At 41.8% G+C, this 25,615-nt stretch carries 24 protein-coding genes; 18 read left to right on the forward strand and 6 right to left on the reverse strand.

Annotation, left to right across the window (positions count from 1 at the left end):
- Positions 1–22: 22 nt before the first annotated feature.
- The 6 genes from NQ505_RS09555 (at position 23) to tsf (ending at position 8,084) form a co-directional block, all read left to right on the forward strand.
- Complete coding sequence (locus tag NQ505_RS09555) at positions 23–3,238, forward strand: SusC/RagA family TonB-linked outer membrane protein (RefSeq protein WP_009000258.1); 3,216 nt, start codon at positions 23–25, stop codon at positions 3,236–3,238.
- Positions 3,239–3,259: 21 nt separating this feature from the next.
- Entirely contained in the window at positions 3,260–4,954 is a 1,695-nt protein-coding gene (locus NQ505_RS09560) for a RagB/SusD family nutrient uptake outer membrane protein (RefSeq protein ID WP_259828307.1), read from the forward strand.
- A 203-nt stretch (positions 4,955–5,157) separates the two neighbouring features.
- Entirely contained in the window at positions 5,158–5,619 is a 462-nt protein-coding gene (gene rplM, locus NQ505_RS09565; protein ID WP_004297202.1) for a 50S ribosomal protein L13, read from the forward strand.
- Between the two features lie 6 nt (positions 5,620–5,625).
- The gene (gene rpsI / locus NQ505_RS09570; protein ID WP_004297203.1) at positions 5,626–6,012 is read left to right on the forward strand and encodes a 30S ribosomal protein S9; all 387 of its coding nucleotides are present in this window, start codon (positions 5,626–5,628) and stop codon (positions 6,010–6,012) included.
- 121 nt (positions 6,013–6,133) lie between these two features.
- Positions 6,134–6,970, forward strand: a complete 837-nt coding sequence (rpsB, locus tag NQ505_RS09575; protein WP_004305566.1) for a 30S ribosomal protein S2 — start codon at positions 6,134–6,136, stop codon at positions 6,968–6,970.
- Between the two features lie 121 nt (positions 6,971–7,091).
- Complete coding sequence (gene tsf / locus NQ505_RS09580; protein WP_004305564.1) at positions 7,092–8,084, forward strand: translation elongation factor Ts; 993 nt, start codon at positions 7,092–7,094, stop codon at positions 8,082–8,084.
- 121 nt (positions 8,085–8,205) lie between these two features.
- On the opposite strand, the gene NQ505_RS09585 is transcribed toward tsf, so the two are convergent.
- Both NQ505_RS09585 and NQ505_RS09590 read right to left on the reverse strand, forming a co-directional pair.
- Complete coding sequence (locus NQ505_RS09585; protein ID WP_009000259.1) at positions 8,206–8,715, reverse strand: TlpA family protein disulfide reductase; 510 nt, start codon at positions 8,713–8,715, stop codon at positions 8,206–8,208.
- Positions 8,716–8,732: 17 nt separating this feature from the next.
- On the reverse strand, positions 8,733–9,083 hold the full coding sequence (locus tag NQ505_RS09590; RefSeq protein ID WP_004305562.1) for a translation initiation factor: 351 nt from the start codon (positions 9,081–9,083) through the stop codon (positions 8,733–8,735).
- A gap of 165 nt (positions 9,084–9,248) precedes the next feature.
- On the opposite strand from NQ505_RS09590, the gene NQ505_RS09595 reads away from it, so the two are divergent.
- From NQ505_RS09595 to NQ505_RS09610, 4 genes are read left to right on the forward strand one after another with little or no spacing between them, the layout of a single operon-like run.
- Positions 9,249–9,899: a redox-sensing transcriptional repressor Rex gene (locus tag NQ505_RS09595; RefSeq protein WP_008650453.1), complete on the forward strand. Its 651-nt coding sequence runs from the start codon at positions 9,249–9,251 to the stop codon at positions 9,897–9,899.
- A complete protein-coding gene (locus NQ505_RS09600; RefSeq protein WP_009000260.1) occupies positions 9,899–10,513 on the forward strand; it encodes a fumarylacetoacetate hydrolase family protein in 615 nt (204 codons plus the stop codon). Before NQ505_RS09595 ends, NQ505_RS09600 begins: the two co-directional genes overlap by 1 nt.
- Positions 10,514–10,551: 38 nt before the next feature.
- A complete protein-coding gene (ispF, locus tag NQ505_RS09605; RefSeq protein WP_009000261.1) occupies positions 10,552–11,034 on the forward strand; it encodes a 2-C-methyl-D-erythritol 2,4-cyclodiphosphate synthase in 483 nt (160 codons plus the stop codon).
- 19 nt (positions 11,035–11,053) lie between these two features.
- A complete protein-coding gene (locus NQ505_RS09610; protein ID WP_009000262.1) occupies positions 11,054–12,061 on the forward strand; it encodes a metallophosphoesterase family protein in 1,008 nt (335 codons plus the stop codon).
- Here the strand turns inward: NQ505_RS09610 and NQ505_RS09615 are convergent.
- Positions 12,051–12,914 carry a hypothetical protein gene (locus NQ505_RS09615; RefSeq protein WP_009000263.1) on the reverse strand — a complete coding sequence of 288 codons (864 nt, stop codon included), beginning with the start codon at positions 12,912–12,914 and terminating at the stop codon, positions 12,051–12,053. The genes NQ505_RS09610 and NQ505_RS09615 overlap by 11 nt on opposite strands.
- A gap of 110 nt (positions 12,915–13,024) precedes the next feature.
- Between NQ505_RS09615 and mnmA the strand changes: the two genes are divergently transcribed.
- From mnmA to NQ505_RS09655, 8 genes are all read left to right on the forward strand, one after another.
- Complete coding sequence (gene mnmA, locus NQ505_RS09620; protein ID WP_009000264.1) at positions 13,025–14,110, forward strand: tRNA 2-thiouridine(34) synthase MnmA; 1,086 nt, start codon at positions 13,025–13,027, stop codon at positions 14,108–14,110.
- A 24-nt stretch (positions 14,111–14,134) separates the two neighbouring features.
- Positions 14,135–15,499 carry a S8 family peptidase gene (locus NQ505_RS09625; RefSeq protein ID WP_009000265.1) on the forward strand — a complete coding sequence of 455 codons (1,365 nt, stop codon included), beginning with the start codon at positions 14,135–14,137 and terminating at the stop codon, positions 15,497–15,499.
- A gap of 12 nt (positions 15,500–15,511) precedes the next feature.
- Positions 15,512–16,801, forward strand: coding sequence for an exodeoxyribonuclease VII large subunit (gene xseA, locus NQ505_RS09630; protein WP_009000266.1), 1,290 nt, complete (start codon positions 15,512–15,514; stop codon positions 16,799–16,801).
- A 60-nt stretch (positions 16,802–16,861) separates the two neighbouring features.
- Positions 16,862–17,071, forward strand: a complete 210-nt coding sequence (gene xseB / locus NQ505_RS09635) for an exodeoxyribonuclease VII small subunit (RefSeq protein WP_004297216.1) — start codon at positions 16,862–16,864, stop codon at positions 17,069–17,071.
- Positions 17,072–17,109: 38 nt separating this feature from the next.
- On the forward strand, positions 17,110–18,141 hold the full coding sequence (locus tag NQ505_RS09640) for a branched-chain amino acid aminotransferase (RefSeq protein WP_255299315.1): 1,032 nt from the start codon (positions 17,110–17,112) through the stop codon (positions 18,139–18,141).
- A 45-nt stretch (positions 18,142–18,186) separates the two neighbouring features.
- Positions 18,187–18,810 (forward strand): DUF975 family protein, encoded by a 624-nt coding sequence (locus NQ505_RS09645; protein ID WP_009000267.1) that lies wholly within the window; start codon positions 18,187–18,189, stop codon positions 18,808–18,810.
- Positions 18,811–18,922: 112 nt separating this feature from the next.
- The gene (trmB, locus tag NQ505_RS09650) at positions 18,923–19,681 is read left to right on the forward strand and encodes a tRNA (guanosine(46)-N7)-methyltransferase TrmB (RefSeq protein WP_009000268.1); all 759 of its coding nucleotides are present in this window, start codon (positions 18,923–18,925) and stop codon (positions 19,679–19,681) included.
- A 90-nt stretch (positions 19,682–19,771) separates the two neighbouring features.
- Positions 19,772–20,872 (forward strand): Mrp/NBP35 family ATP-binding protein, encoded by a 1,101-nt coding sequence (locus NQ505_RS09655; RefSeq protein ID WP_004297220.1) that lies wholly within the window; start codon positions 19,772–19,774, stop codon positions 20,870–20,872.
- Between the two features lie 117 nt (positions 20,873–20,989).
- Here NQ505_RS09655 and NQ505_RS09660 read toward each other — a convergent pair whose 3' ends face one another.
- The 3 genes from NQ505_RS09660 to NQ505_RS09670 all read right to left on the reverse strand — a co-directional run bounded on the left by NQ505_RS09660 (position 20,990) and on the right by NQ505_RS09670 (position 25,294).
- Entirely contained in the window at positions 20,990–22,903 is a 1,914-nt protein-coding gene (locus tag NQ505_RS09660; protein ID WP_009000269.1) for a TlpA family protein disulfide reductase, read from the reverse strand.
- A 189-nt stretch (positions 22,904–23,092) separates the two neighbouring features.
- A complete protein-coding gene (locus NQ505_RS09665; protein WP_009000270.1) occupies positions 23,093–24,910 on the reverse strand; it encodes a M56 family metallopeptidase in 1,818 nt (605 codons plus the stop codon).
- Positions 24,911–24,928: 18 nt separating this feature from the next.
- Positions 24,929–25,294, reverse strand: a complete 366-nt coding sequence (locus tag NQ505_RS09670) for a BlaI/MecI/CopY family transcriptional regulator (protein WP_004305524.1) — start codon at positions 25,292–25,294, stop codon at positions 24,929–24,931.
- Between the last annotated feature and the right edge of the window lie 321 nt (positions 25,295–25,615).

Below are 25,615 nucleotides of genomic sequence, written 5' to 3' on the forward strand. Positions count from 1 at the left end.
GAATATAAATAACAAACGGAATATGATGAAAAGTAGAATTATTTGCATTTTGTTGCTTCTTGTCGGTGTATCCGGCATTTATGCCCAGAGTTTGACCGTTACCGGTAAGGTGGTGGACAACGAAGGCTTGGAAGTGATTGGAGGAAATGTGACCGTGAAAGGAAAACAAAACACGGGTACCATTACCGATATCAATGGTAAATACACCATTACCGTTAGTGATCCGCAGAAAGATGTCTTGGTTTTCTCTTTTATCGGACTGGAAAATATGGAAGTAGCCGTGAAAGGAAGGAAACAGATTGATGTGACCATGAAGGCTGCGTCAGTATTGTTGGATGAGGTGGTAGCTATCGGTTATGCAACAGTAAAGCGTAAAGACCTGACCGGTTCCGTGGCTTCTGTGAGAAGCGACGATTTGCTCAAAGTTCCTTCGTCTGATGTAACCCAAGCTTTAGCGGGACGTATGGCAGGGGTACAGATTATACAGACAGACGGTCAGCCCGGTGCTACGATGTCAGTGCGTGTTCGTGGCGGTATATCAATTACGCAAAGCAACGAACCGCTTTATATTATCGACGGATTTCCGACGGAAGATGGTATGTCCAGCCTTGATCCTGCCGATATTGAAAGTATCGATGTGTTGAAAGATGCTTCGGCAACAGCCATCTACGGCGCCCGGGGAGCGAATGGCGTAGTGGTAATCACCACCAAAAGCGGTGCGAAAAGTGAAGGGAAAGCGACTCTTACTTTCGATTCTTATGTCGGTGTGCGTACGCTTGCCAAGCGGTTAGATGTATTAAGTGTAGAGGAATTTGTGTTGGCGGATTATGAAAGAACATTAGGAGATGCTACTGATCCCGAGGAAAGTATGCGGTCATGGCAGAATCGTTATGGTGGTTTTGTCGATCTTCATGAGAACTATGGCAATCGTAAAGGTATCGATTGGCTGGATCGTACGATGGGACGCACTACCGTTACGCAAAATTACCGGGTAGGCGTCAACGGTGGTAATGATAAGTTGAACTACAATATGTCTTATGGTTACTTCAAGGATGAAGGTGCGATGGTATATAGCGGCAGCGACAAACATAATATTGCGCTTAGCGTGAAAAGCGAAGTGAATAAGCGGCTCTCCGTTACAGGACGTATCAACTTCGATTATCTGAAAGTGTATGGAGCTGGTGTTGCCGGAAATGGAACGAATGAAGGCGGAAGCAATGTAGATGCAAAGTTTAATAAAATGGTTCAGATTTTGCAATACCGTCCTACTATTGGTATACGTGGTAGTGATTCGGATTTGTTGGCAGGAGAAGATCCTGTATTAAGCGATGCGGATGGAAACGTGATGCAGAATCCATTGATTGCCGCCGCTGAAGAAAAGGATAATAAGGAAACACGCACTTTGCAAGCCAATGGCGGACTGACTTTCAAAATCATCAAAGGATTGACCTTCCGCAACAATACGGGTATGCGTTATCAACTTTATCGCCGGGAGCTTTTCTATGGCGACCAATCTATAATGGGAAGACGCAACGGTATTTACGGCTCTATCAGGAATACGGAGACCGGAAGTTTTCAAACCTCTAACGTCCTGACTTATGACAAACGTTTTCAGAAAAAACATAAAGTAGTGGTACAATTGGGACAGGAATTTGTAAAACGCTGGACTCGTGTGCTCGAATCCGGTGTCAGTGGGTTGCCTACCGATGAGTTCATTTTGGGAGATATGAGTCTGGGTACTCCGTCCGTTGCTTCGTCCGATGAAAATTATGATGATAATCTGCTCTCTTTTTTTGCTCGTCTCAATTATGACTTTACGGATAAGTACTTGTTTTCCGCAACTTTCCGTGCGGATGGGTCTTCTAAATTCGGAAAGAATAATAAATGGGGATACTTTCCTGCTGTATCGGCAGCATGGCGTGTAGGTGAAGAGGATTTTATAAAGAAACTGAATGTTTTTTCCGACTTGAAATTCCGTATCGGATACGGTTTGGCGGGGAACAACAGAATTGGTAGCTATAACAGCCTTGCTTTGATGTCTTCTATCACCACAGCTATGGGAGATCAGCTTACTCCCGGTTATGCTTCCAAGCAGATACCGAATCCCGATCTGAAGTGGGAAGCGAACAAGACTTTTAATATGGGGGTCGATTTAGGATTTCTGAATCAACGCATTACCATTTCACCCGAATTCTATATAAATAGGAGTAGTAACTTGCTGCTTAACGCCCAGCTGCCTTATTCTTCCGGTTATCAGAGTATGTTGATTAATGCCGGAGAAACGAAGAATGTAGGTGTGGAACTGACTGTGAATACTGTGAATTTCTCTACAAAGAAGTTTAGTTGGAACACTACATTGACGCTGTCGCACAATAAAAATTCCGTGAAAGCATTGACCGGTGAGGCGGTGCAACTCTATGAAGCCAAGTTCGGCTTTAATCAAAATACCCATCGTATTGCTGTCGGAGAACCATTAGGACAGTTCTATGGTTACATCACCGAGGGGCTGTATCAGGTAGATGATTTCAATTATGATGCTTCTACGCAGGCCTATACCCTGAAAGATGGTATACCTTATCATGGTGATAAAGGTCAGATTCGTCCGGGCATGTGGAAGTTTAAGAACTTGACCGGAGATGATAATGTGATTGATGAAAATGATAAAACGGTCATTGGTAACGCTCAACCGAAATTTTATGGAGGCTTGAACAATTCTTTTACTTACAAAGGATTTGATTTAAGTATATTCCTGACTTTCAGCTATGGCAATGAAGTTCTGAATGCAACTAAGATGGTCGCTAGCAAGGTAGGTAGTCAGAACTACAATGCATTGGATGTGATGAGTAGTTCCAATCGTTGGATGACGATCAATTCCGAAGGACAGAAAGTAACTGATCCCGGAGAATTGGCAGCTTTGAATATTGGTAAAACCGTAGCCGCTTATTATGATGCTCAGCAAGGAGATAATTATATTCATTCATGGGCAGTAGAGGATGCTTCCTATTTGAAATTAAGTAATGTGACTTTGGGATATACATTCCCTAAAAATCTGATTGCAAGGGTGGGATTGAAAAACTTGCGTTTGTATGCCACTGGTAATAATCTGTTGACTTGGACCAAGTATTCAGGTTTCGATCCGGAAGTCTCTACGATGAAAAGCGGTTTGACACCGGGTGTTGACTTCGGAGCGTATCCGCTTAGCCGTTCTTTTATTTTTGGTCTCAACGTAGCATTTTAATTCTTCAAATACATAGTAATCATGAAAAAGATACATCTATTATATGCCGTATTCGCCTTGTTGGCAACAGGATTTTCCTCTTGCGAGGATTTGCTAACGGAAGAACCTAACTCAAAATATGACCGGGACCGCTATTTCGATTCGGAAGATAAAGCGGAAATGGCAGTGATGGGAATATATAGTTCATTGTCGGACTTTAATCATTACGGTTGGTACGAAATGGCTTCTCCCGCATCGGACGATACCTATTATACGGCTCGTACGCAGTCTGACAATCAGGTTCACGATATTGCACATTATCAGCTAAACTCCACGAACACATGGATTGAAAGTATCTGGAAACTGAAATATGAGGGAATCGACCGGGCTAACCTCACCATTGACGGAATCTGTGGCATGACAGGATACGCAGAAAATACCCGCCTGAAAGCATTGGAAGCAGAAGCTCGCTTTCTGCGTGCTTTCCTCGCATTTGATTTGGTGAGATATTGGGGAGATGTGCCTTTCAAAACATCTTATTCTTCATCCTACGAATCTGCTTTTGGTGAACGTGTGGACAGGGAAGTGATTTATGACGAGATTATATCTGACCTTACTTTCGCTAAGAACAATCTGGATTGGGCAACTGCTTCTTCCAGTCCCGAACGAGTGACGCAAGGAGCTGCCCGTGCATTGCTGATGCGTGTCTATTTGCAGCGTGCAGGATATAGCCTTCAGTCGAATGGACAGTTGAAACGTCCGGAGGACAGTAAGCGAATGGAATATTTCGATGCAGTGATAGAAGAGTGGGAGGCTTTTGAAAAGAAAGGGTACCATGATTTTTATGACAGTGGTTATGAGGCACTCTTTAAAAGCTACTCGCAGGGGGTACTGAATAATAAGGAGAGTCTTTGGGAGATTGCTTTCTATCATTCGCAAGGACGTCGTAATGGTGGAGCATGGGGGATTTATAACGGTCCGCAGGTGGCGGAACCTACCGGAGTTTCCGCATCCGAGGCAAATCAGTATATGGGACGTGCCAACGGCTTTTTTATAGTGGTTCCCGAATGGCGTAACTTTTTCGAAGCGAGCGATAAACGCCGTGATGTTGCTATTTGCACCTATCGTTATACCTGGAATGGTACTAAAAAAGAGCATGTAAAAGAAGAAAGAAGTGCAGGAAGCTGGTATGTGGGAAAATGGCGCCGGGAATGGATGCCGAAAGAGTCATGGAACAAGAATATCAATTATGCGGATGTGAACTATTGCCCTTTGCGTTATGCTGACGTGGTATTGATGGCTGCAGAGGCGTATAATGAAACAGGAGCAGACAGGCAAAAAGCATGGAGTTTGCTAAATAGCGTACGTACACGTGCTGAAGCAACTTCTATAACAGAAACAAATTATGTTGAAATGATGAGTGCACGCAAAAAGACACACAACTTGACTTTCATTGACGATTCTACACCAGAAGGAAAGTTTCGCACAGTTCTTTACTGGGAACGTGGCTTTGAACTGGCTTTTGAAGGACAACGCAAATATGATCTGATACGTTGGGGAGTGCTGGGCAAGGCTCTGAAACTATTTGGAGAGATCAGTTCCGTAAATCAAAAAGAGAACAAACCATATCCAGCCTACCGTAATTTTACGGAGGGCAAACATGAACTTTTCCCTATCCCTCTGAAAGAGATACAAAGTAATCCAAAACTCAATGGAATGAATAATAACGGGTATTAAGAAGACTCTCAATAGAATAGGCGGCTGGAAAAATATACAAAAATAGTTTGCCAATTCAAAGAAAAGCCGTACTTTTGCAAGCCGATTATTATCACAAAATGATAAGAGATTAATTCATAGCAAGTTAGTATTCCTTTGTCCGGGGAAGACTAATGAGTGGTGAAGAAAATTTTTAGTAGTAACATTTAAAAAACAAAATTAGAGTGGATACTTTAAGTTACAAGACCATTTCTGCAAACAAAGCGACTGTAACCAAAGAATGGGTTATCGTTGACGCTACAGACCAGACTTTAGGTCGTCTGGGAGCAAAAGTTGCAAAATTGCTGAGAGGAAAGTACAAACCAAACTTTACTCCTCACGTAGACTGCGGTGATAACGTTATCATCATCAATGCAGACAAAGTAAAACTGACTGGTAACAAATGGAATGACAGAGTTTATTTGTCATATACTGGTTATCCTGGTGGTCAGAGAGAAATGACTCCTGCCCGTTTGATTACAAAACCGAACGGTGAAGAGAGATTACTGAAAAAAGTAGTGAAGGGCATGCTTCCTAAGAATATCCTGGGAGCTAAATTGCTGAACAACTTGTATGTTTACGCTGGTAGCGAACACAAACAGGCTGCACAGAACCCGAAAATGATTGATATTAATTCATATAAATAAGATATAATGGAAGTAGTAAATGCATTAGGCAGACGTAAACGTGCTATTGCACGCATATTCGTAAGCGAAGGTACAGGAAAGATTACTATTAACAAGAGAGACCTTGCAGAGTACTTTCCATCAACTATTCTTCAGTATGTTGTAAAACAACCATTGAACAAGCTGGGTGCTGCTGAGAAGTATGACATCAAGGTGAACTTGTGTGGTGGTGGTTTCACTGGTCAGTCTCAGGCATTGCGTTTGGCAATCGCTCGTGCACTGGTTAAGATGAACGCTGAAGATAAAGCCGCTCTTCGTGCAGAAGGCTTCATGACTCGTGACCCTCGTTCTGTTGAACGTAAGAAACCGGGACAGCCGAAAGCTCGTAGAAGATTCCAGTTCAGCAAGCGTTAATGTGCTGCCTGATAGAGGAATATGTTTAGTATCTAAACTACTGGGACTCTGCTCATAGACTACCCAGCGGTTGGTTTAGAAAAAACAAAAAAGAAAGTAAACGATTTAAAGAAAAAACAAGATGTCAAGAACAAATTTTGATACATTATTGGAGGCTGGTTGCCACTTCGGACACCTTAAGAGAAAGTGGAACCCTGCAATGGCTCCTTATATTTTCATGGAACGCAATGGTATTCATATCATTGACCTCCACAAAACAGTTGCAAAAGTAGACGAAGCTGCTGAAGCTTTGAAACAGATTGCCAAATCTGGCAAGAAAGTTCTTTTTGTTGCTACTAAAAAACAAGCTAAACAAGTTGTAGCTGAGAAAGCTCAATCTGTTAATATGCCTTATGTAATCGAGCGTTGGCCGGGTGGTATGTTGACTAACTTCCCGACTATCCGTAAGGCTGTGAAGAAAATGGCTACTATCGATAAATTGACTAACGATGGTACATATTCTAACCTCTCTAAGAGAGAAGTTCTTCAAATTTCTCGTCAACGTGCAAAATTGGACAAGACTTTGGGATCTATCGCTGATCTGACTCGTCTGCCGTCTGCATTGTTCGTAATCGACGTAATGAAAGAAAATATCGCAGTTCGCGAAGCTAACCGTTTGGGTATCCCTGTATTTGGTATCGTTGATACTAACTCTGATCCTTCAAACGTGGATTTCGTAATTCCTGCTAATGATGACGCTACTAAATCAATAGAAGTTATCCTGGATGCTTGTTGCGCTGCAATGATCGAAGGTTTGGAAGAAAGAAAAGCTGAAAAGATCGACATGGAAGCAGCTGGTGAAGCTCCTGCTAACAAAGGCAAGAAGAAATCAGTAAAAGCTAGACTCGACAAGTCTGACGAAGAAGCTATCAACGCAGCTAAAGCTGCTGCTTTCATCAAGGAAGACGAAGAGGCTTAATATATAAAATGTGCCAATTTGCTAATGTGCAAGGGTATTGTTATACACTTGCATCTTGATTGGCAGATTGGCACATTTTTTGTTTCGAAAATTATTATTCATTTAAATAAAGGAAATTATTATGGCTGTAACTATGGCTGATATTACCAAGCTGCGCAAAATGACCGGAGCTGGTATGATGGATTGCAAGAATGCATTAACAGAGGCTGATGGCGATTACGACAAGGCAATGGAGATTATCCGTAAGAAAGGACAAGCTGTTGCTGCTAAGCGTTCTGAACGTGAGGCTTCTGAAGGTTGCGTTTTGGCTAAGACTACTGGTGACTATGCCGTTGTCATTGCTTTGAAGTGCGAAACTGACTTCGTAGCTCAGAATGCTGACTTTGTGAAACTGACTCAGGATATTCTTGATCTTGCTGTGGCTAACAAATGCAAGACATTGGACGAAGTAAAAGCATTGCCGATGGGTAACGGTACTGTACAGGATGCAGTGACTGACCGTAGCGGTATCACAGGTGAGAAAATGGAACTTGATGGTTACATGACTGTAGAAGGCGCAAGCACTGCTGTTTACAATCACATGAACAGAAATGGTCTTTGTACGATTGTTGCTTTTAACAAGAACGTTGACGAGCAGTTGGCTAAGCAAGTAGCTATGCAGATTGCTGCCATGAATCCGATTGCTATTGATGAGGATGGTGTTTCTGAAGAAGTGAAGCAAAAAGAAATCGAAGTAGCTATCGAAAAGACAAAGGCTGAACAGGTACAGAAGGCCGTAGAAGCTGCTCTGAAGAAAGCTAACATCAACCCGGCTCATGTAGACAGCGAAGATCACATGGAAAGCAATATGGCTAAAGGTTGGATTACAGCTGAAGATGTAGCGAAAGCAAAAGAAATCATTGCTACTGTTTCTGCTGAAAAGGCTGCACATCTGCCTGAACAAATGATTCAAAACATCGCTAAAGGTCGTCTGGCTAAGTTCTTGAAAGAAGTTTGCCTGCTGAACCAAGAAGATATTATGGACGCTAAGAAGACTGTAAGAGAAGTGTTGGCTGCTGCTGATCCTGAACTGAAGATTGTTGACTTCAAGCGTTTCACTTTGAAAGCTGAATAATCTGATTCAAATCTTGTTAAGTACTACTTACAAAGTCAGATTTATTATATGTAAAATTTGGGAAAAGAGTTCGGTGTTGCACCGGACTCTTTTTCTTTAAGGCATATCTTAGGGATAGGGACTATTTCAGTGCTTTATCTATTTGCTTTATCAGCGTATCTATGGCTCCATCTTCATAGCCGGTAGTGGCTGATATTACTTTTCCTTCTTTGTCTATTAAATAACTTCTGGGAATCATTTTGGTGGCAAATTTACCTGTAACTTCCCGTTTGGGATCCGGGTAGAGGGGAAATGTAAACCCTTTTCTTTTATTGTATTCCGCTAATTGGTCGTCTGTATGCTCGCGACCGATCACTAACATACAGAAATCCTTGTTGTTTTTATATTTAGGCCAGAGTATTTTCTGAACTTCAGCCAGTTCGCTTTGGCAAGGGCCGCACCAGGTAGCGAAAATATTGATTAATACAACTTTCCCTTTTAGATCTGTAGAGTTTACGGTGCCGTTTGCTGTTGAATGAAGGGTGAAAGCAGGCATATTGTCACCTACCTTTACAATATCCGCGTCACTTTCTTGTGCGAATGACAACAGTGAGAATAGTGTTGCCGCACAGAATAATATTACTTTTCTCATTTCTTGTATTATTTAATTTAACCTCCTATGCCTTTGGTTTTAGTATATCCTTCTTTGATGAGTAGATCTATGATCTTGGTCTTGAAATCTCCTTGTACCATTATCTCTCCGTCTTTAGCTGAACCGCCTACTCCACATTTGCTTTTCAGTAACTTGCCCAGCTCTTTCAAATCATTATCCGTACCCACAAATCCGGTAATTAATGTTACCACTTTACCACCCCGGTTCTTTTTGTCAATGGAAACCCGCAGGTTTTGCTTGTCTTTGTCGAGGGTAACCTGTTCTTCATCGTTATCCATTTCATAGCCGAAGTCCGGATTCGTGGAGTACACAACGTTCAATCTATCTTTCCAATCATTATTTTTCATACTTGTCATTTTTAATCCTTTTCAAAAGTATTAAACTTATCGAAAAGAGCAAAATTTGAGTCTCTTTTCATCGTTTTGTTTAATCTCTATTAAGGTTTTCTGTTATAGGGTTGTCAGTCTCAAAAAATAATGTACTTTTGCAAAATACCAAATTTTGTAAGAAGTATGAGCACTTATATACGAAAAGAGGCGGATAAAGTGCCGGAGCCTACCTTGCGCAGACTTCCCTGGTATCTGTCCAATATAAAACTAATGAAAGAAAAAGGGGAGCAGTATGTCTCTTCTACACAAATCTCTAAGGAAATAAATATTGACGCTTCTCAAATCGCCAAGGATTTGTCATACGTCAATATCTCGGGGCGTACGAGGGTGGGATACAATATTGATGCGCTGATTGAGGTGTTAGAGAGCTTTCTTGGATTTACCAATATGCACAAAGCCTTCTTGTTTGGTGTAGGTAGCCTGGGGGCTGCTTTGCTTCGGGATTCTGGTTTGCATCATTTCGGACTGGAGATTGTGGCTGCTTTTGATGTGAATCCGGAACTGGTGGGAAAAGACCTGAATGGCATTCCTATTTTTCATTCCGATGACTTTGAAGCAAAGATGAAAGAATACGATGTAAATATCGGTGTATTGACCGTACCTATTAATATTGCTCAGGAAATTACAGATAAGATGGTAGACGGAGGTATAAAAGCCGTATGGAACTTTACTCCTTTCCGAATCCGTGTACCCGAGAATATAGTGGTGCAGAATACGTCTCTATATGCTCATTTGGCTGTTATGTTTAACCGATTGAATTTTAACGAGAAATAATGAAGATTATTGCAGTAGGAATGAACTACGCCCAGCATAACAAAGAACTGGGACATACACAAGTAAATACGGAGCCGGTGATTTTTATGAAGCCTGATTCTGCTATTCTGAAGGATGGCAAACCGTTTTTCATTCCCGACTTTTCTAAAGAGATACATTATGAAACGGAACTGGTGGTCCGTATCAACCGATTGGGGAAAAATATAGCTCCCCGCTTTGCTAACCGTTATTATGATGCAGTGACTGTGGGTATCGACTTTACGGCTCGTGACCTTCAGCGAAAGTTCCGTGAACAGGGTAATCCCTGGGAGCTTTGCAAAGGTTTTGATTCGTCGGCTGCTATTGGAACTTTTGTTCCGGTGGAGCACTATAAGGATATTCAGAATCTTGACTTTCATTTGTTGATCGACGGTAAGGAAGTGCAGCGTGGCTGTACGGCAGATATGCTTTTCAAGATAGATGATATAATCGCTTATGTAAGCCAGTTTGTAACTTTGAAAATTGGTGACTTGCTCTTTACTGGGACTCTTGTAGGGGTAGGTCCTGTTAGTATCGGACAGCGTTTGCAAGGTTATCTGGAGGGAGAAAAACTGCTGGATTTCTATATTCGTTGATCTTTTTTATTCATTAGTACTCATTTGTTATATAAAATATGAAGATAAGAGTAGGCTTTGGTTTCGACGTGCATCAGTTGGTCGAAGGACGTGAGTTATGGCTGGGTGGCATTCTTTTGGAACACACAAAAGGATTGCTGGGGCATTCGGATGCTGATGTATTATTGCATGCTGTTTGCGATGCTCTGTTGGGGGCGGCGAATATGCGTGATATTGGCTATCATTTCCCCGATACGGCAGGAGAATTTAAAAATATAGATAGCAAGATACTGCTGAAAAAAACAGTGGAGTTGATTGCTACCAAAGGATATAAAGTGGGCAATATCGATGCAACTATTTGTGCCGAACGCCCGAAGTTAAAAGCGCACATTCCTTTGATGCAGGAGACGATGGCAACTGTTATGGGGATTGATATGGGTGATATTTCCATTAAGGCGACTACTACCGAGAAACTCGGTTTTACAGGTCGTGAAGAAGGTATATCGGCTTATGCTACTGTGCTGATAGAGAAGATTGCTTAACCCCCTAAAACAAATAATTATGATTCGTCTTTTAAAAATTTACTTAACATTTGCCTTTTTATTGGTAACGACTTTTTGTATGGCTCAGAAGAGTGAACTGAAATTTAGCAAAGATGGTAAATTCAAGATTGTGCAATTTACCGATGTGCATTTTAAATGTGGAAATCGGGCTTCAGATATAGCTCTGGAACGTATTAATCAGGTGCTTGATGATGAACGTCCGGATTTGGTGATATTTACCGGTGATGTTGTTTATTCTGCTCCGGCGGATTCCGGAATGTTGCAGGTACTGGAACCGGTAGTTAAACGTAAACTACCTTTTGTGGTCACTTTTGGTAACCATGACAATGAACAGGGAATGACACGGGAACAGTTATATGATATCATCCGTCAAGTTCCCGGCAATTTATTGCCTGATCGCGGAACGGTTTTGTCGCCGGATTATGTGTTGACAGTGAAATCGTCTTCCAATCTAAAGAAGGATGCTGCTTTGCTATATTGCATGGATTCTCATTCTTATTCTCCTTTAAAAGATGTGAAGGGGTATGCATGGCTTACATTCGACCAGATAAATTGGTATCGTCAACAGAGTGCGGCTTATAAAGTACAAAACGGCGGACAGCCTTTGCCGGCTCTTGCTTTTTTCCATATTCCTCTTCCTGAATACAATGAAGCTGCCCGTAGCGAAAATGCAATTCTTCGTGGAACTCGTATGGAGGAAGCCTGTGCGCCTAAATTGAATACAGGAATGTTTGCAGCGATGAAAGAAGCTGGTGATGTGATGGGTATGTTTGTAGGACACGACCATGATAATGATTATGCAGTGATGTGGAAAGATATCCTTCTGGCTTATGGACGCTTTACCGGTGGAAATACGGAATATAACCATTTGCCGAATGGTGCGCGTATCATCGTATTGGATGAGGGTACCCGTACATTCACATCCTGGATTCGTCAGAAAGACGGTGTGGTGGATAAAATCTCTTATCCCGCAAGTTTTGTCAAAGACGATTGGACTAAACGTTGAGACTTGCGAACTTCACGTGGCTAAGGCGCGTGTATTTTGAACCATAGCTTTCGTATCGGCGCGATACTTTCGCCGATGCAACGTAGATAATATCTCCCAGTCGGTATTCATGTTCTATCCCGGATAAAGTGCATGAAACCGCACTGGGATTTTTTGATGGAATACTCATGGTGACTAAGTTTCCACTGGCATCGGTCAAAGTCAGTACCTGCTTGACAAAAAACTGTGGGGTAGTGCCGTTCACTCTTGTTTTGTATGGATCATCTTCCAATCTTACCCGGGTGACTTTTAATTTAAAGTCTGTCAGCTTTTCTCCTAATTCTCCCAGATAACGGCTGGATGAACGCTTCTCCCTCGATTTTCTTATCATTATATCCAGGTGTATGGAATGATAAGCTTGTGCTATTTTGACGAAACGTTCCTGTTTCGGTATTTTGGGAATGAATTTGTATGCTACCCAACTTAGGTAGGCGGGATCTATCTTGAGGATTTCATGGAGAAAATGTCCCCGGTATTTTCCGAAGAAGATAAGGTCGTCACCATTACTCTGCATTCTTTTCTCATTGTAATCTACCAGGATGATGCAACGCTTCGAATAATAAAACATCGTGCTGGCCATCCGCATGGATTCGTTGATATCCGGTGACAGGTCATGTATATAAAGAATGGATTGCTTTTCGGGCAGAGGAGAGTACAGCCAAAGGGAATAGTTTGGTTTCCCCGTTCGGGGCAACACCACCAGGTAGACTCCTACCTCTTTAAAAGAGGCTCTGCCCCGGTTGTATTCATTCAATTTGGCATACAATAAGGCTTGCTCATTTTCGGAAATGCCCGGTAATCTAGGGTTAGCCATAATTGTTCTCGCTTTTGGTATATTTCAAATATAAGGATTTTCTTTCAGAAAAGCAACTTTTCTCTTTGAAATCTCGTACATTTGTATCCATGTAAATTTTCAAAATTCGAATGGAAGAACGAAATAAGAGAGTATTGGTAGGTATGAGTGGTGGCATAGACAGCACCGCTACTTGCTTGATGCTGCAAGAACAAGGATACGAGATTGTAGGAGTTACTATGCGTGTGTGGGGAGATGAACCGCAGGATGCCAGAGAGTTGGCTGTACGGATGGGGATTGAACATTATGTGGCAGATGAACGTATTCCTTTTAAAGAGACCATTGTAAAAAACTTCATAGACGAATATAAGCAGGGGCGTACGCCGAATCCGTGTGTGATGTGCAATCCGTTGTTTAAGTTCCGTGTTTTGACGGAGTGGGCGGATAAGCTGAATTGTGCATGGATTGCTACCGGACATTATTCACGGTTGGAAGAGAAAAACGGATACACGTATATAGTAGCTGGTGACGATGATAAGAAAGACCAGTCATATTTCCTTTGGAGATTGGGACAGGAGGTGCTGAAGCGTTGTATCTTTCCATTGGGAGATTATACGAAAGTGAAGGTTCGCGAGTACCTTGCGGAGAAAGGTTATGAAGCAAAGTCGAAAGAAGGGGAAAGTATGGAAGTCTGCTTTATTAAAGGAGATTACCGTGATTTTCTTCGTGAGCAGTGTCCTGAAATGGATAGTGAAATTGGGCCGGGATGGTTTGTCAATTCTGAAGGAGTGAAGTTGGGGCAACATAAAGGGGCGCCTTATTATACAATCGGTCAGCGTAAAGGATTGGAGATTGCTTTAGGAAAGCCCGCCTATGTATTGAAAATCAACCCGCAGAAAAATACGGTGATGCTTGGAGATGCCGACCAATTAAACACAGAGTACATGCTGGCGGAGCAGGATAAGATAGTGGATGAACAGGAACTGTTTGGATGTGAGAATCTGACAGTACGGATTCGTTATCGCAGTCGTCCAATCCCCTGCCGAGTGAAAAGATTGGAAGACGGGCGTCTGTTAGTACGTTTTCTCGAAACGGCTTCGGCCATTGCTCCGGGACAGTCTGCTGTGTTTTATGACGGAAGAAGAGTGCTGGGAGGAGCTTTCATTGCTTCTCAAAGAGGAATTGGGCTGGTGATTATAGAAAATGAAGGATTATGATTGATTAAAAAAGAAAGATAACTTATGAAGAAGTTTATAGTATTGATTCTCGCTTTAAATATGTATCTGGGTGTGTTTGCTCAGTTTACTCCGGAAGATACCTTAAAATATCGAATTAGCCTGAAAGACAAGGCAGCTACAGAGTATTCCTTACAGAAACCGGAAAAGTATTTGTCTATAAAATCTATAGAGCGCCGAAAAAAACAAGGATTACCCATTGATTCCACCGATTTACCGGTTTGTAAGAAATATGTAGATGCCATACGGAAGACGGGTGTCCATGTACTCGTGACTGGGAAATGGGATAATTTTGTCACTGTTTCTTGCAATGATAGTACTCTGGTTGACGAAATAGCAAAATTGCCTTTTGTACGTTCCACGGAAAGAGTGTGGAAAGGTATCACACAAAGAGCCTTTCAAAGAGATTCGTTAATAAATAAACCGGTGCGTACCGATAGCCTTTACGGTCCTGCAATCACACAGGTGGCAATGAGCCGTGTTGATCTTCTGCATGATGCGGGCTTTAAGGGACAGGGAATGACTATTGCCGTGATTGATGCCGGATTCCATAATGTAGATAAGATTGATGCAATGAAAAATATCCGTATTCTTGGGGTGCGTGACTTTGTGAATCCAGAAGCGGATATTTATGCTGAAAGTATTCATGGAATGTCTGTATTATCCTGTATGGCCATGAATCAGCCGAATGTGATGATTGGCACAGCTCCTGAAGCTTCTTATTGGTTGCTGCGTAGTGAGGACGAATATTCGGAGAATCTGGTAGAACAGGATTACTGGGCGGCAGCTATTGAGTTTGCCGATAGTGTAGGAGTGGATTTGGTGAATACATCGCTTGGATATTACTCTTTTGATGATCCTTCGAAGAATTATAGATATCGTGACTTGAATGGTCATTATGCATTGATGTCTCGTGAAGCTGCGAAGGCAGCCGATAAAGGAATGGTCGTTGTTTGCAGCGCTGGAAATTCGGGTGCAGGTTCGTGGAAGAAGATTACTCCTCCGGGAGACGCAGAGAATATAATAACGGTAGGAGCTGTCAATAAAAGGGGAGAACTGGCACCATTTTCTTCTGTTGGAAATACGGCTGACGGACGTGTGAAACCGGATGTAGTGGCTGTCGGTCTGAATTCGGATGTGATGGGAACGGATGGTAATCTTCGCCGTGCCAACGGAACCTCTTTTTCTTCTCCGATTATGTGCGGTATGGTAGCTTGTCTGTGGCAGGCTTGTCCGAAGCTGACAGCGAAGCAGATTATAGATTTGGTACGTCAATCGGGTGATAGAGCCGATTTCCCGGATAACATATATGGATATGGTATTCCCGATTTGTGGAAGGCTTATCAGTCCTTTTCCAAGGAAAAGAAATAAGGTAACTGTTGTATGATAAACGCTATAAACAAGTCGAAGCAATCTGGTTCCCTCTCTTTGGGAGAGGGTGGGGAGAGGCTTTCTCTTTTAGAGCTGAATGCACTCGTCCGCCGTAGTCTGGAGCAATGCCTGCCCGATGAATATTGGATACAGGCAGAGTTGAGCGATGTTCGTTCCAATACGACAGGGCATTGTTATCTGGAATTCGTGCAGAAAGATCCTCGCAGCAATAATCTCGTAGCCAAGGCACGCGGTATGATTTGGAATAATATCTACCGCTTGTTGAAACCTTATTTTGAGGAAACCACAGGGCAGCTATTTACTTCCGGCATTAAGGTGTTGGTGAAAGTAACAGTTCAGTTTCATGAGCTATACGGTTATAGTCTGACGGTACTTGATATTGATCCTGCTTATACGTTGGGAGATATGGCTCGTCGCCGTCGGGAAATATTATTGCAGTTGGAAGAGGAGGGAGTGTTGACGCTGAATAAAGAGCTTGAAATACCGGTTCTTCCCCAGCGTATTGCTGTCGTTTCTTCGGCTACTGCGGCCGGATATGGGGATTTCTGTCATCAGTTGCAGCACAATTCGGGCGGGTTCTTTTTTTATACGGAGCTTTTTCCGGCTTTAATGCAGGGAAATCAGGTGGAGGAATCTGTGTTGGCAGCTTTGGATCGTATTAATGCCCGTATCAATGAATTTGACGTAGTAGTCATCATTCGTGGTGGTGGAGCTACTTCCGATTTGTCCGGCTTTGATACTTATCTATTGGCAGCTGCATGTGCGCAATTTCCATTACCTATTATTACCGGTATTGGGCATGAACGCGATGATACAGTGCTTGATTCCGTGGCTCATACCCGGGTAAAAACTCCTACGGCTGCTGCCGAACTCCTGATTCACCGGGTAGCGGAAGTCGCGGAGCATCTGGAAGAATTATCTATACGGATTCAACAGGGAGCTTATATGCTTCTTGATCTGGAACGACGAAGGTTGGAAACTCTCCAAACCCGTATTCCCAATCTTGTTCATCGCAAACTTGCGGACGCCCGTTTTTCTTTGCTGGCAGCAAAGAAAGATTTGTCACAGGTGACGAAAGCATTGGTGGCCCGTCAATCTCACCGGTTGGAACTTTTGCAACAACGAATAGCGGACGCTTCTCCGGATAAACTCTTGAGTCGGGGATATAGTATTACGATAAAGGATGGGAAAGCGGTGACGGATGCTTCTTCACTGAAGCCGGGAGACCATTTGATAACCCGGCTATCGAAAGGAGAAGTTCGATCGGTGGTAGAAAAGTAACTATCCGCCAAACGTGTATTTGTAAAAACATTCATCATTAACCATTAAATATCAATCATCGTGGCAGCAAAAAAAGAAACATATTCCCAAGCGATGGAACGTCTTGAAAAGATCGTTCGCCAGATAGATAACAACGAACTGGATATCGACATTTTGAGTGAGAAAATAAAAGAAGCGAATGAAATTATTGCCTTTTGCAAGGATAAACTGACAAAAGCCGACCGGGAAGTCGAAAAATTATTGCAAGAAAAGAGGCAATCTGAAGAATAAAAGTTATTTTTGCGTTTCAATGCATAGAAAATAAACTAATACATAACAATATGAAAGAAATAGACTGGGCGAATCTGTCGTTCGGATATATGAAGACAGATTACAATGTGAGAATCAATTTCCGTAATGGTGCATGGGGAGAACTGGAGGTAAGCAGTGAAGAACACCTTAATTTGCACATGGCGGCAACCTGTTTACATTATGGTCAGGAAGCCTTTGAAGGGCTGAAAGCATTCCGTGGAAAAGATGGAAAAGTTCGTATTTTCCGTTTGGAAGAAAATGCTGCCCGTTTGCAATCTACTTGCCAGGGAATTCTGATGGCAGAACTTCCGACAGAACGGTTCAAAGAAGCAATCCTGAAAGTGGTGAAGCTGAATGAACGTTTTATTCCTCCTTATGAAACCGGTGCTTCTCTTTACATTCGTCCGTTGTTGATCGGAACAAGTGCCCAGGTAGGCGTGCATCCTGCAGAAGAGTATATGTTTGTGGTATTCGTAACTCCGGTAGGACCGTACTTCAAAGGTGGTTTCTCTACCAATCCGTACGTTATCATTCGTGAGTTTGACCGTGCTGCTCCTCATGGAACAGGTATTTATAAAGTGGGTGGTAACTATGCAGCCAGTCTCCGTGCTAACAAGAAAGCACACGATTTGGGCTATTCCTGTGAGTTCTATCTCGATGCGAAAGAAAAGAAATATATTGATGAATGTGGTGCTGCCAACTTCTTCGGTATTAAGGATAATACATATATCACTCCGAAATCATCTTCTATTTTGCCTTCTATTACCAATAAGAGCTTGATGCAGTTGGCAGAGGATATGGGTATCAAGGTAGAACGCCGTCCGATACCGGAAGAAGAACTGGAAACATTTGAGGAAGCAGGTGCTTGTGGTACTGCTGCAGTAATCAGCCCGATTCAACGTATTGATGATTTGGAAAATGGAAAATCTTATGTGATCTCTAAAGATGGTAAGCCGGGACCAATCTGTACAAAATTGTATAATAAGCTCCGTGGAATTCAGTATGGTGACGAACCGGATACGCATGGCTGGGTGACAATTGTGGAATAACTGTATATTATGAAATAACACATTTATCAATTAATATTATTCACTATGTTAAAACAAAATTCAGAACTACGTGCCCAGGCGCGTGAGGCACTTCGAGGCAAGTGGCCTATGGCAGCCGTTGCTGCACTTATTTATTCAGCAATTGTCGGTGGATTATCTGCTATCCCTATGATTGGAAGTTTATGTTCCTTGTTTGTCGGACTTCCGGTTGCATACGGTTTTACTATTGTAATGCTTGGTGTATGTAGAGGCAAAGAGATTGACTTTGGTGTTTTGTTCGAAGGTTTCCAGGATTATGGACGTATTTTTGTAACTATGTTGCTTCAGGCTGTCTATACAGCTTTGTGGTCACTGTTGCTGGTTATACCGGGTATCATTAAGTCTTATTCTTATGCAATGACATCCTTTATTTTGAAAGATGAACCGGAAATGAAAAACAATGCAGCTATTGAGAAAAGTATGGCTATGATGGAAGGAAACAAGATGAAATTGTTCATGCTTGATCTAAGCTTCATTGGCTGGGCTATCCTTTGTATTTTCACTTTGGGTATTGGACTTCTTTTCCTGCAACCGTATGTTGCTATTTCCCGTGCTGCTTTCTATGAAGATTTGAAAGCACAACAAGGTGGAAATGTAGAGGTAAACGTTGAAGTGAATGTTGAGATTTGATAAGACGAATCATTCAGTACTATAGAAGAATGGAGCATGGAGAAATCTGTGCTCCATTTCTTTTTGTCGGTTGCATCAAAATCAGTACCTTTGCGACCTAATCAGGATTGATATGGGAAAGAATAAATTAGAAAAGTTTGCCGATATGGCGAGTTATCCACACGTGTTCGAATATCCTTATTCGGCGGTAGATAACGTGCCTTTTGACATGAAAGGGAAATGGCATAAGGAGTTTTTTAAAAACGATCATCCGATTGTGCTCGAGCTGGGTTGCGGACGTGGTGAGTATACCGTCGGCCTGGGTAAGATGTTCCCCGAAAAGAACTTTATAGCAGTGGATATAAAAGGTGCCCGTATGTGGACAGGAGCAACGGAGTCATTACAGGACGGAATGAAGAATGTCGCTTTCCTGCGTACCAATATTGAAATCATCGAGCGTTTTTTTGCCGAAGGAGAAGTGAGTGAAATATGGCTAACCTTCTCTGATCCGCAAATGAAGAAAGCAACCAAGCGACTGACCTCTACCTATTTTATGGAAAGGTATCGCAAATTCTTGCAACCGAATGGTATTATCCACCTGAAAACGGACAGCAACTTTATGTTTACCTATACAAAATACATGATTGAGGCAAACAAACTTCCGGTTGAGTTTATGACTGAAGATCTATATCATTCTGATCTGGTAGATAATATTCTCGGTATTAAAACCTATTATGAACAACAATGGCTGGATCGTGGTTTAGATATTAAGTATATCAAATTTCGGCTTCCGCAGGAAGGTAAACTGCAAGAGCCGGATGTAGAAATAGAGCTTGATCCCTATCGTAGCTACAATCGCAGCAAGCGTAGCGGTCTAAGCACAAGCAAATAGCTTGCCGGGACAATCATCCTAAAGTGAACCGGCAGCCACCTGAACAGTGACTTTAAATTGTAAATTGTAAATCGTCAAATAGTAAATAAAATGACTCTCTATCCTAAATTGATATTGGATGCATTGGCAACGGTGCGTTATCCCGGTACGGGAAAGAATTTGGTGGAAGCGGAGATGGTTGCCGATAATCTCCGTATTGATGGTATGACTGTCAGCTTTTCATTGATCTTTGAGAAACCGACTGATCCGTTTATGAAATCAATGTTGAAAGCTGCGGAAACAGCTATTCATACGTATGTTTCTCCTGATGTGCAGGTAACAATCACAGCAGAGAGTAAGCAAGCCGCTCGTCCGGAAGTTGGCAAGCTCCTTCCACAAGTGAAGAATATAGTGGGTATATCTTCCGGTAAAGGTGGAGTTGGTAAGTCTACGGTGTCTGCGAACCTGGCAGTTGCTTTGGCTAAATTAGGCTATAAGGTTGGTTTGCTTGATGCTGATATATTCGGTCCTTCCATGCCTAAGATGTTTCAGGTGGAGGATGCACGTCCCTATGCTGAACGTATAGATGGTCGTGACATGATTATTCCGGTAGAGAAGTATGGAGTAAAATTATTGTCTATCGGTTTCTTTGTCGATCCGGATCAGGCAACTTTGTGGCGTGGCGGAATGGCAAGTAATGCGTTGAAACAGTTGATAGCTGATGCAGCCTGGGGAGATTTGGATTATTTCTTGATAGACCTTCCTCCCGGAACTAGTGACATTCATTTGACGGTTGTTCAAACATTGGCCATGACAGGAGCGATTGTTGTCAGCACTCCGCAAGCGGTTGCTTTGGCAGATGCCCGTAAGGGAATCAATATGTTCACCAACGATAAGGTAAATGTACCTATTCTCGGTTTGGTTGAGAATATGGCTTGGTTTACTCCCGCCGAACTTCCCGAAAATAAATACTATATCTTTGGTAAAGAAGGTGCCAAGAAACTGGCTGAAGAAATGAATGTTCCTTTGTTGGGACAGATTCCTATCGTGCAAAGCATCTGTGAAGGAGGAGATAATGGTACTCCCGTTGCGTTGGATGAAGACTCCGTGACCGGACGCGCTTTCTTATCTTTGGCTGCCAGTGTCGTTCGTCAGGTAGATCGCCGGAATGTAGAGATGGCTCCAACTCAAATTGTAGAAATGCATAAATAAAGATAACGGGTTGTTTGGAGGACTTTTGGCCTCCCCGCTCGTAGGATAAAAAAGAGCCTCCGCAGTCTTTGCAAAGACTATGGAGGCTCTTCTCTTTATTGATTTATTAGGTTTGAATTACTTATTCATAGCCTTCATTAACTGTTCTTTCATCGTGTCTACTCCCGGAAAACCTGTTTGCTTAAAGGTGATATTACCTTCCGGATCAACAACAAAGTAAGTAGGAACTCCCTGTATGTTGAAATTGGACATCAGAAAACTCCATTGTTCATTTGTCACACGGAAATGCTCACCATGAATATCGGTAATCATATTTTCCCAAGTACCTTTGGGAGAAGTCTCACCTGTGATGTAGAGGTAGATAATATCCATATCTTTTAATTCCTCTTTCATGGGAAGAATTGCTTTATTAGCCGTGCGACAAGGGCCACACCAAGTTGCCCAGAAATCAACTAACAATGTGTGTCCCCGGAATTTAGAGATAATGGAGGGGAATAAATCCTCATTGGAGACTTGTCCGGCTTCGTTCACTGTGAATCCTGTCTTTCTTTTGTTCAATTCAATTTTCTTTATGATTTCTTTGTTCGTTTGGGTAAGCATCTCAGCATAAACCGGAGAAGAAAAAGTTTTTAATTCGGCATTCTGCTCTGTTGTTAACGGGGTAAAATCCTTTATGGATTGATACAGCTTATTAAATTTAATGTTATCGAATAAGGGTCCCTGTCCCGTTCCCAGTGTCTCTTTAAGTATATCTAAAGAATTTGGCAGAAAACTTATCAAGTATATTGTTGATGCGTAATATTTACCGTATAGCGCTTTCAGGGTGTTGATAGAAGTGAACTCTTTCAATATGTCATAGTATCCTGCAGGAATATCAATGCGTGTATTGTAGAAATAGTCGTCAGTCTGTTCTTTATTCAGTTTATTAACAGCAATATGTGCTGATTTTAGTTCTCTCTCCGTCATAGCGATTTTGCCAGTCGCTGCCAGATCTACCTGGATATTTAATAGCTCTTTACATGCATTGCTGTATTGGGATTGCGCGATTTCTTTTCGAATAGATGGAAGGCGCTCAAGTACATAAGCTTTATATTCATCTGCACTTTTCCCGACAATGTCGTTGTACATATCCATGTAATAAACGCTTTTTAATACAATATCTATATCTACTGAAGCTAATTCTTGTTGTAGACTAGCCAGATAACCATTGAAGTATACAGGCTCTCCATACGTTTTATCTTTTCTTTGCAGATGTGCTTGTCTGCGGCAAAGTTCCTTTGTATTTATAATGAGTGATGTCTCTTCATTGGGAGCTATCAGACATTCAATCCAACCAAAAGGAAATTCCAATGCTACGCTTGTAACAGATACAACCTTTACTTCCGCCAGGAAAGTGCCGTCCTCCTTGATTTTTATGATATTCTGTTCATTGTGGATATTCAATGCAGGACTTTCTATGTGCATCTTCACTTGCTTTATCATCTCTTTTTGATAGTCCAGTATTTTTCCTTTAAGGGTAGCAGTACCATAGACTAACTTAGGAGTCGGCAATATCGCTTTTTTATTTATTTTGTGCACGACTGCTTCTTTGGGAAGTTTCTGTTTATAGAATGCGTCCTTATCCAGTTGTATGCCCCATATCTTATATGCTCCGTCAAAATCCCCTTCCGAGAAATCCAGACTGGTTACATTTTCGGGTATGGGAGGAAATTGTAATTGGAATTCCGCTTCTCCTGATTCCGGCATCCAGAACTCTTTATCTAATGTGATTCCAACTCCTCTTCGAATGGGATAAAGCATTCCATTGTTGTCTTTCAGGAAGCTGCCCGTAGCTATTTTTATCCAATATTTAGGATGATAAAAAGCCTTTATATACACTGTTGTCACTGTATCACTCATGACAATTTTATCGACCTCAATACTGTTGGAGCTCCATGCTAGAAAAGGAGGACGCTCAATCACTCTGTCTTTGGCTTGTATGGTGCAGGTTATGCAGAATATCAAACCGATAATCCATACGAATCTTTTCATGTGAATAATGTTTTATTACACGAACAAATATAAGGATCTTTTTATAACTATCCTTGTAAAAAACTAAAAAAGAAATGATTTTTTGGTACTGGAGAAAGATACGTCCGGTACCGGGGAGAAGGGTGTTTTCCCACCGATGAACGCCCCGGTCCTCACTGATGAGGAAGGGAGCGGCACCGGGGGGAGAAATTACTGTAACCTGAATACGATAGGAATGGTATACTTGACAGAAACAGGTTGTCCTTTTTGCATTCCTGGTTCCCATTTAGGCATATTACCCACTACGCGTACGGCCTCTGCATCCAGTGACGGAGATACACTGCGTAAGACTTTGATATTCGACAAACTTCCGTCTTTACTAATAACCATCTGTATGATGACTCTGCCTTGCTCCTTACTTTTTTGAGCGATGACGGGATATTTGATGCTTCTAGCCAGATATTGGAACAGACCGGCTTGTCCTCCCGGAAATTTAGGCATTGCTTCTACCATGGTGAATACTTCATCTTCATTTTCTCCTTTTACACTGCCTCCCTCTGGAGTTGGATCATCTTTTGCAGCATAGCCCACCACCACTACTTCATCCATATCGGACTGCTTTACTTCTTCTGCTTTGGGAAGTTCAGGACCGGATAGTCGGAAAGCAACAGGAACTGTAAATTTCACGTTCACTGCTTCCCCTCTTTGTTTACCGGGTTTCCATTTGGGCATGGCGGCAATTACACGCATGGCTTCCTTGTCGAGATACGGATTGACACTTCGCTCCACTTTCGTATCGGCTATACTTCCGTCCTTTTTAACAGTAAAGCTTACAATCACACGTCCTTGTGCACCGATTGCATGTGCTTCAGCCGGATATCTGACGTTCTTCGATAAGTAGTCCATCAGTGCCTGTACTCCTCCCGGAAAATCCGGCATTTCTTCTACAACCTGGAAGACAACGGAATCTGGTACACTTTTGATTTGAGTTTCCGCCATTTCCTTTTCTTGCTTATCCCGTGGAAGTGTAGTTCCTTGAATATCTTCTGTAGGAAGTTCCGGAATATCCGTAGTTTCAGCTTGCATGGCAACTTCTTCTGTTGCTTGTCCCATCATTTCTTTGGCAAATTTTTCAGTGGTACGTGCTACCATTTCGATGTTACTGACAATCATTAAGATAGCAGCCAAGGGAAGAAACATCAGATATTTTGTCCTTCCTATTTCTTTCGTTCTTCGTTTATTCATCATTTTAATACGATTTTTGAGTGGTAAAACATTGAAACTATTTGATAAATTTGCTGCAGCCTTGTGATGTGCCAGTCCCAACAAATGATACTGGTATGATTTACTATCATGCCCCGTCTCTAATACACGGTGATCTGCCATGTATTCGAGGTTTCCTCTGACTTCCCGTTTCATCAGCCAGATAAATGGATTGAACCAGCAAAAGATACACATTATCTCGCTGATAAGCACGTCTACCGAATGGTATTGACGGGCGTGGGTCTCTTCATGAGTAATAATTTCACTGATTTCAGATTCCGTATGTGATTGTGGGTGTATGAATATCCAGTGGAAGAAAGAAAAAGGGCCGGTTTCTTTCTTTAATAGATGTATGCGAACTCCTTGTATCTTGCTTTTTGAGCATTGGAAGTGTAACCGGATGATGCTGCCCAGTTGTACGAAGAAACGTGTGGCTAGTAATAACATTCCGCTCCAATAGATAACTTTCGCGAGCTGCATGATAAACTCTTGCCAGTTCATTACAGGCTCTTGTAAAGGAGTAACTACTTGCTCCGGAAGGATGATGGTTGCATAAAGATCTGCCATTGCCACCATTGGTTCGTGAGCTTTTATCCATCCCTGAATATTCAGTAAAGGATAAAGCATGGAGATGGCAAAGAAACATAGCAAAGCCATCCTACGCCAATGGAAGAAGGTGTCTTTATGGAAAAACAACCGATAGAATGCATAGAACAGAGCTATCGCTACATTTATCTTTAGAAAATAAGCTAGTTCCGGAGTCATGGTGATGAATGTTTTCTATTAATTTTCTTTTCCTTTTTCAATGAGTTCGATAATATCTTTGAGATCATCGGTCGAAATTTTCTGGTCTTTGGCAAAGAAAGAAACCATTTCTTTGTAAGAGTTCTCAAAGTAGTTACGAACTACGCCACTCATAAAATGGCGTTTATATTCATTTTCGCGAATGGCAGGAGTATATTGGTAGGTATTACCCACACGTTTCGGTGTGACATATCCTTTCCGCTCGAGGTTTTTTACGATAGATGCTACTGTGGTATAAGGAGGTGCCGGTTGCGTATACTTTGCAACAATGTCTTTTACGAAACAGCATTGTAACTCCCAAATGTAGATCATTACTTCTTCTTCTTGTATAGTTAACTTTTCCATGGAGATGTTGTTTAATTACGAATACTTCGCAAATCTACGAATATTTCGTAAACGAGCAATAGCTAGTCGGTTAATAATTGTAAATGTATAAATCTTGCAAGAATATTTTAATTGCATTGTTATTCGGAAATTATTTAAGCATAAAAAAAGACCGGATGAACATTATTTTTTTCTATATAGTCACTCTTTAATAACCTTTATGCAAAAAATAGACTATCAAGGATTTTTTTATATAAAATAAATGAAATATATTTGCGGCTACAAAACATACGTTAAATACGGAAGGGTGTGTTTCAATACTTTAATCGGTTGCGAATAATT

Source organism: Bacteroides sp. D2, from assembly GCF_025147085.1.
Taxonomy (GTDB): Bacteria; Bacteroidota; Bacteroidia; order Bacteroidales; family Bacteroidaceae; genus Bacteroides.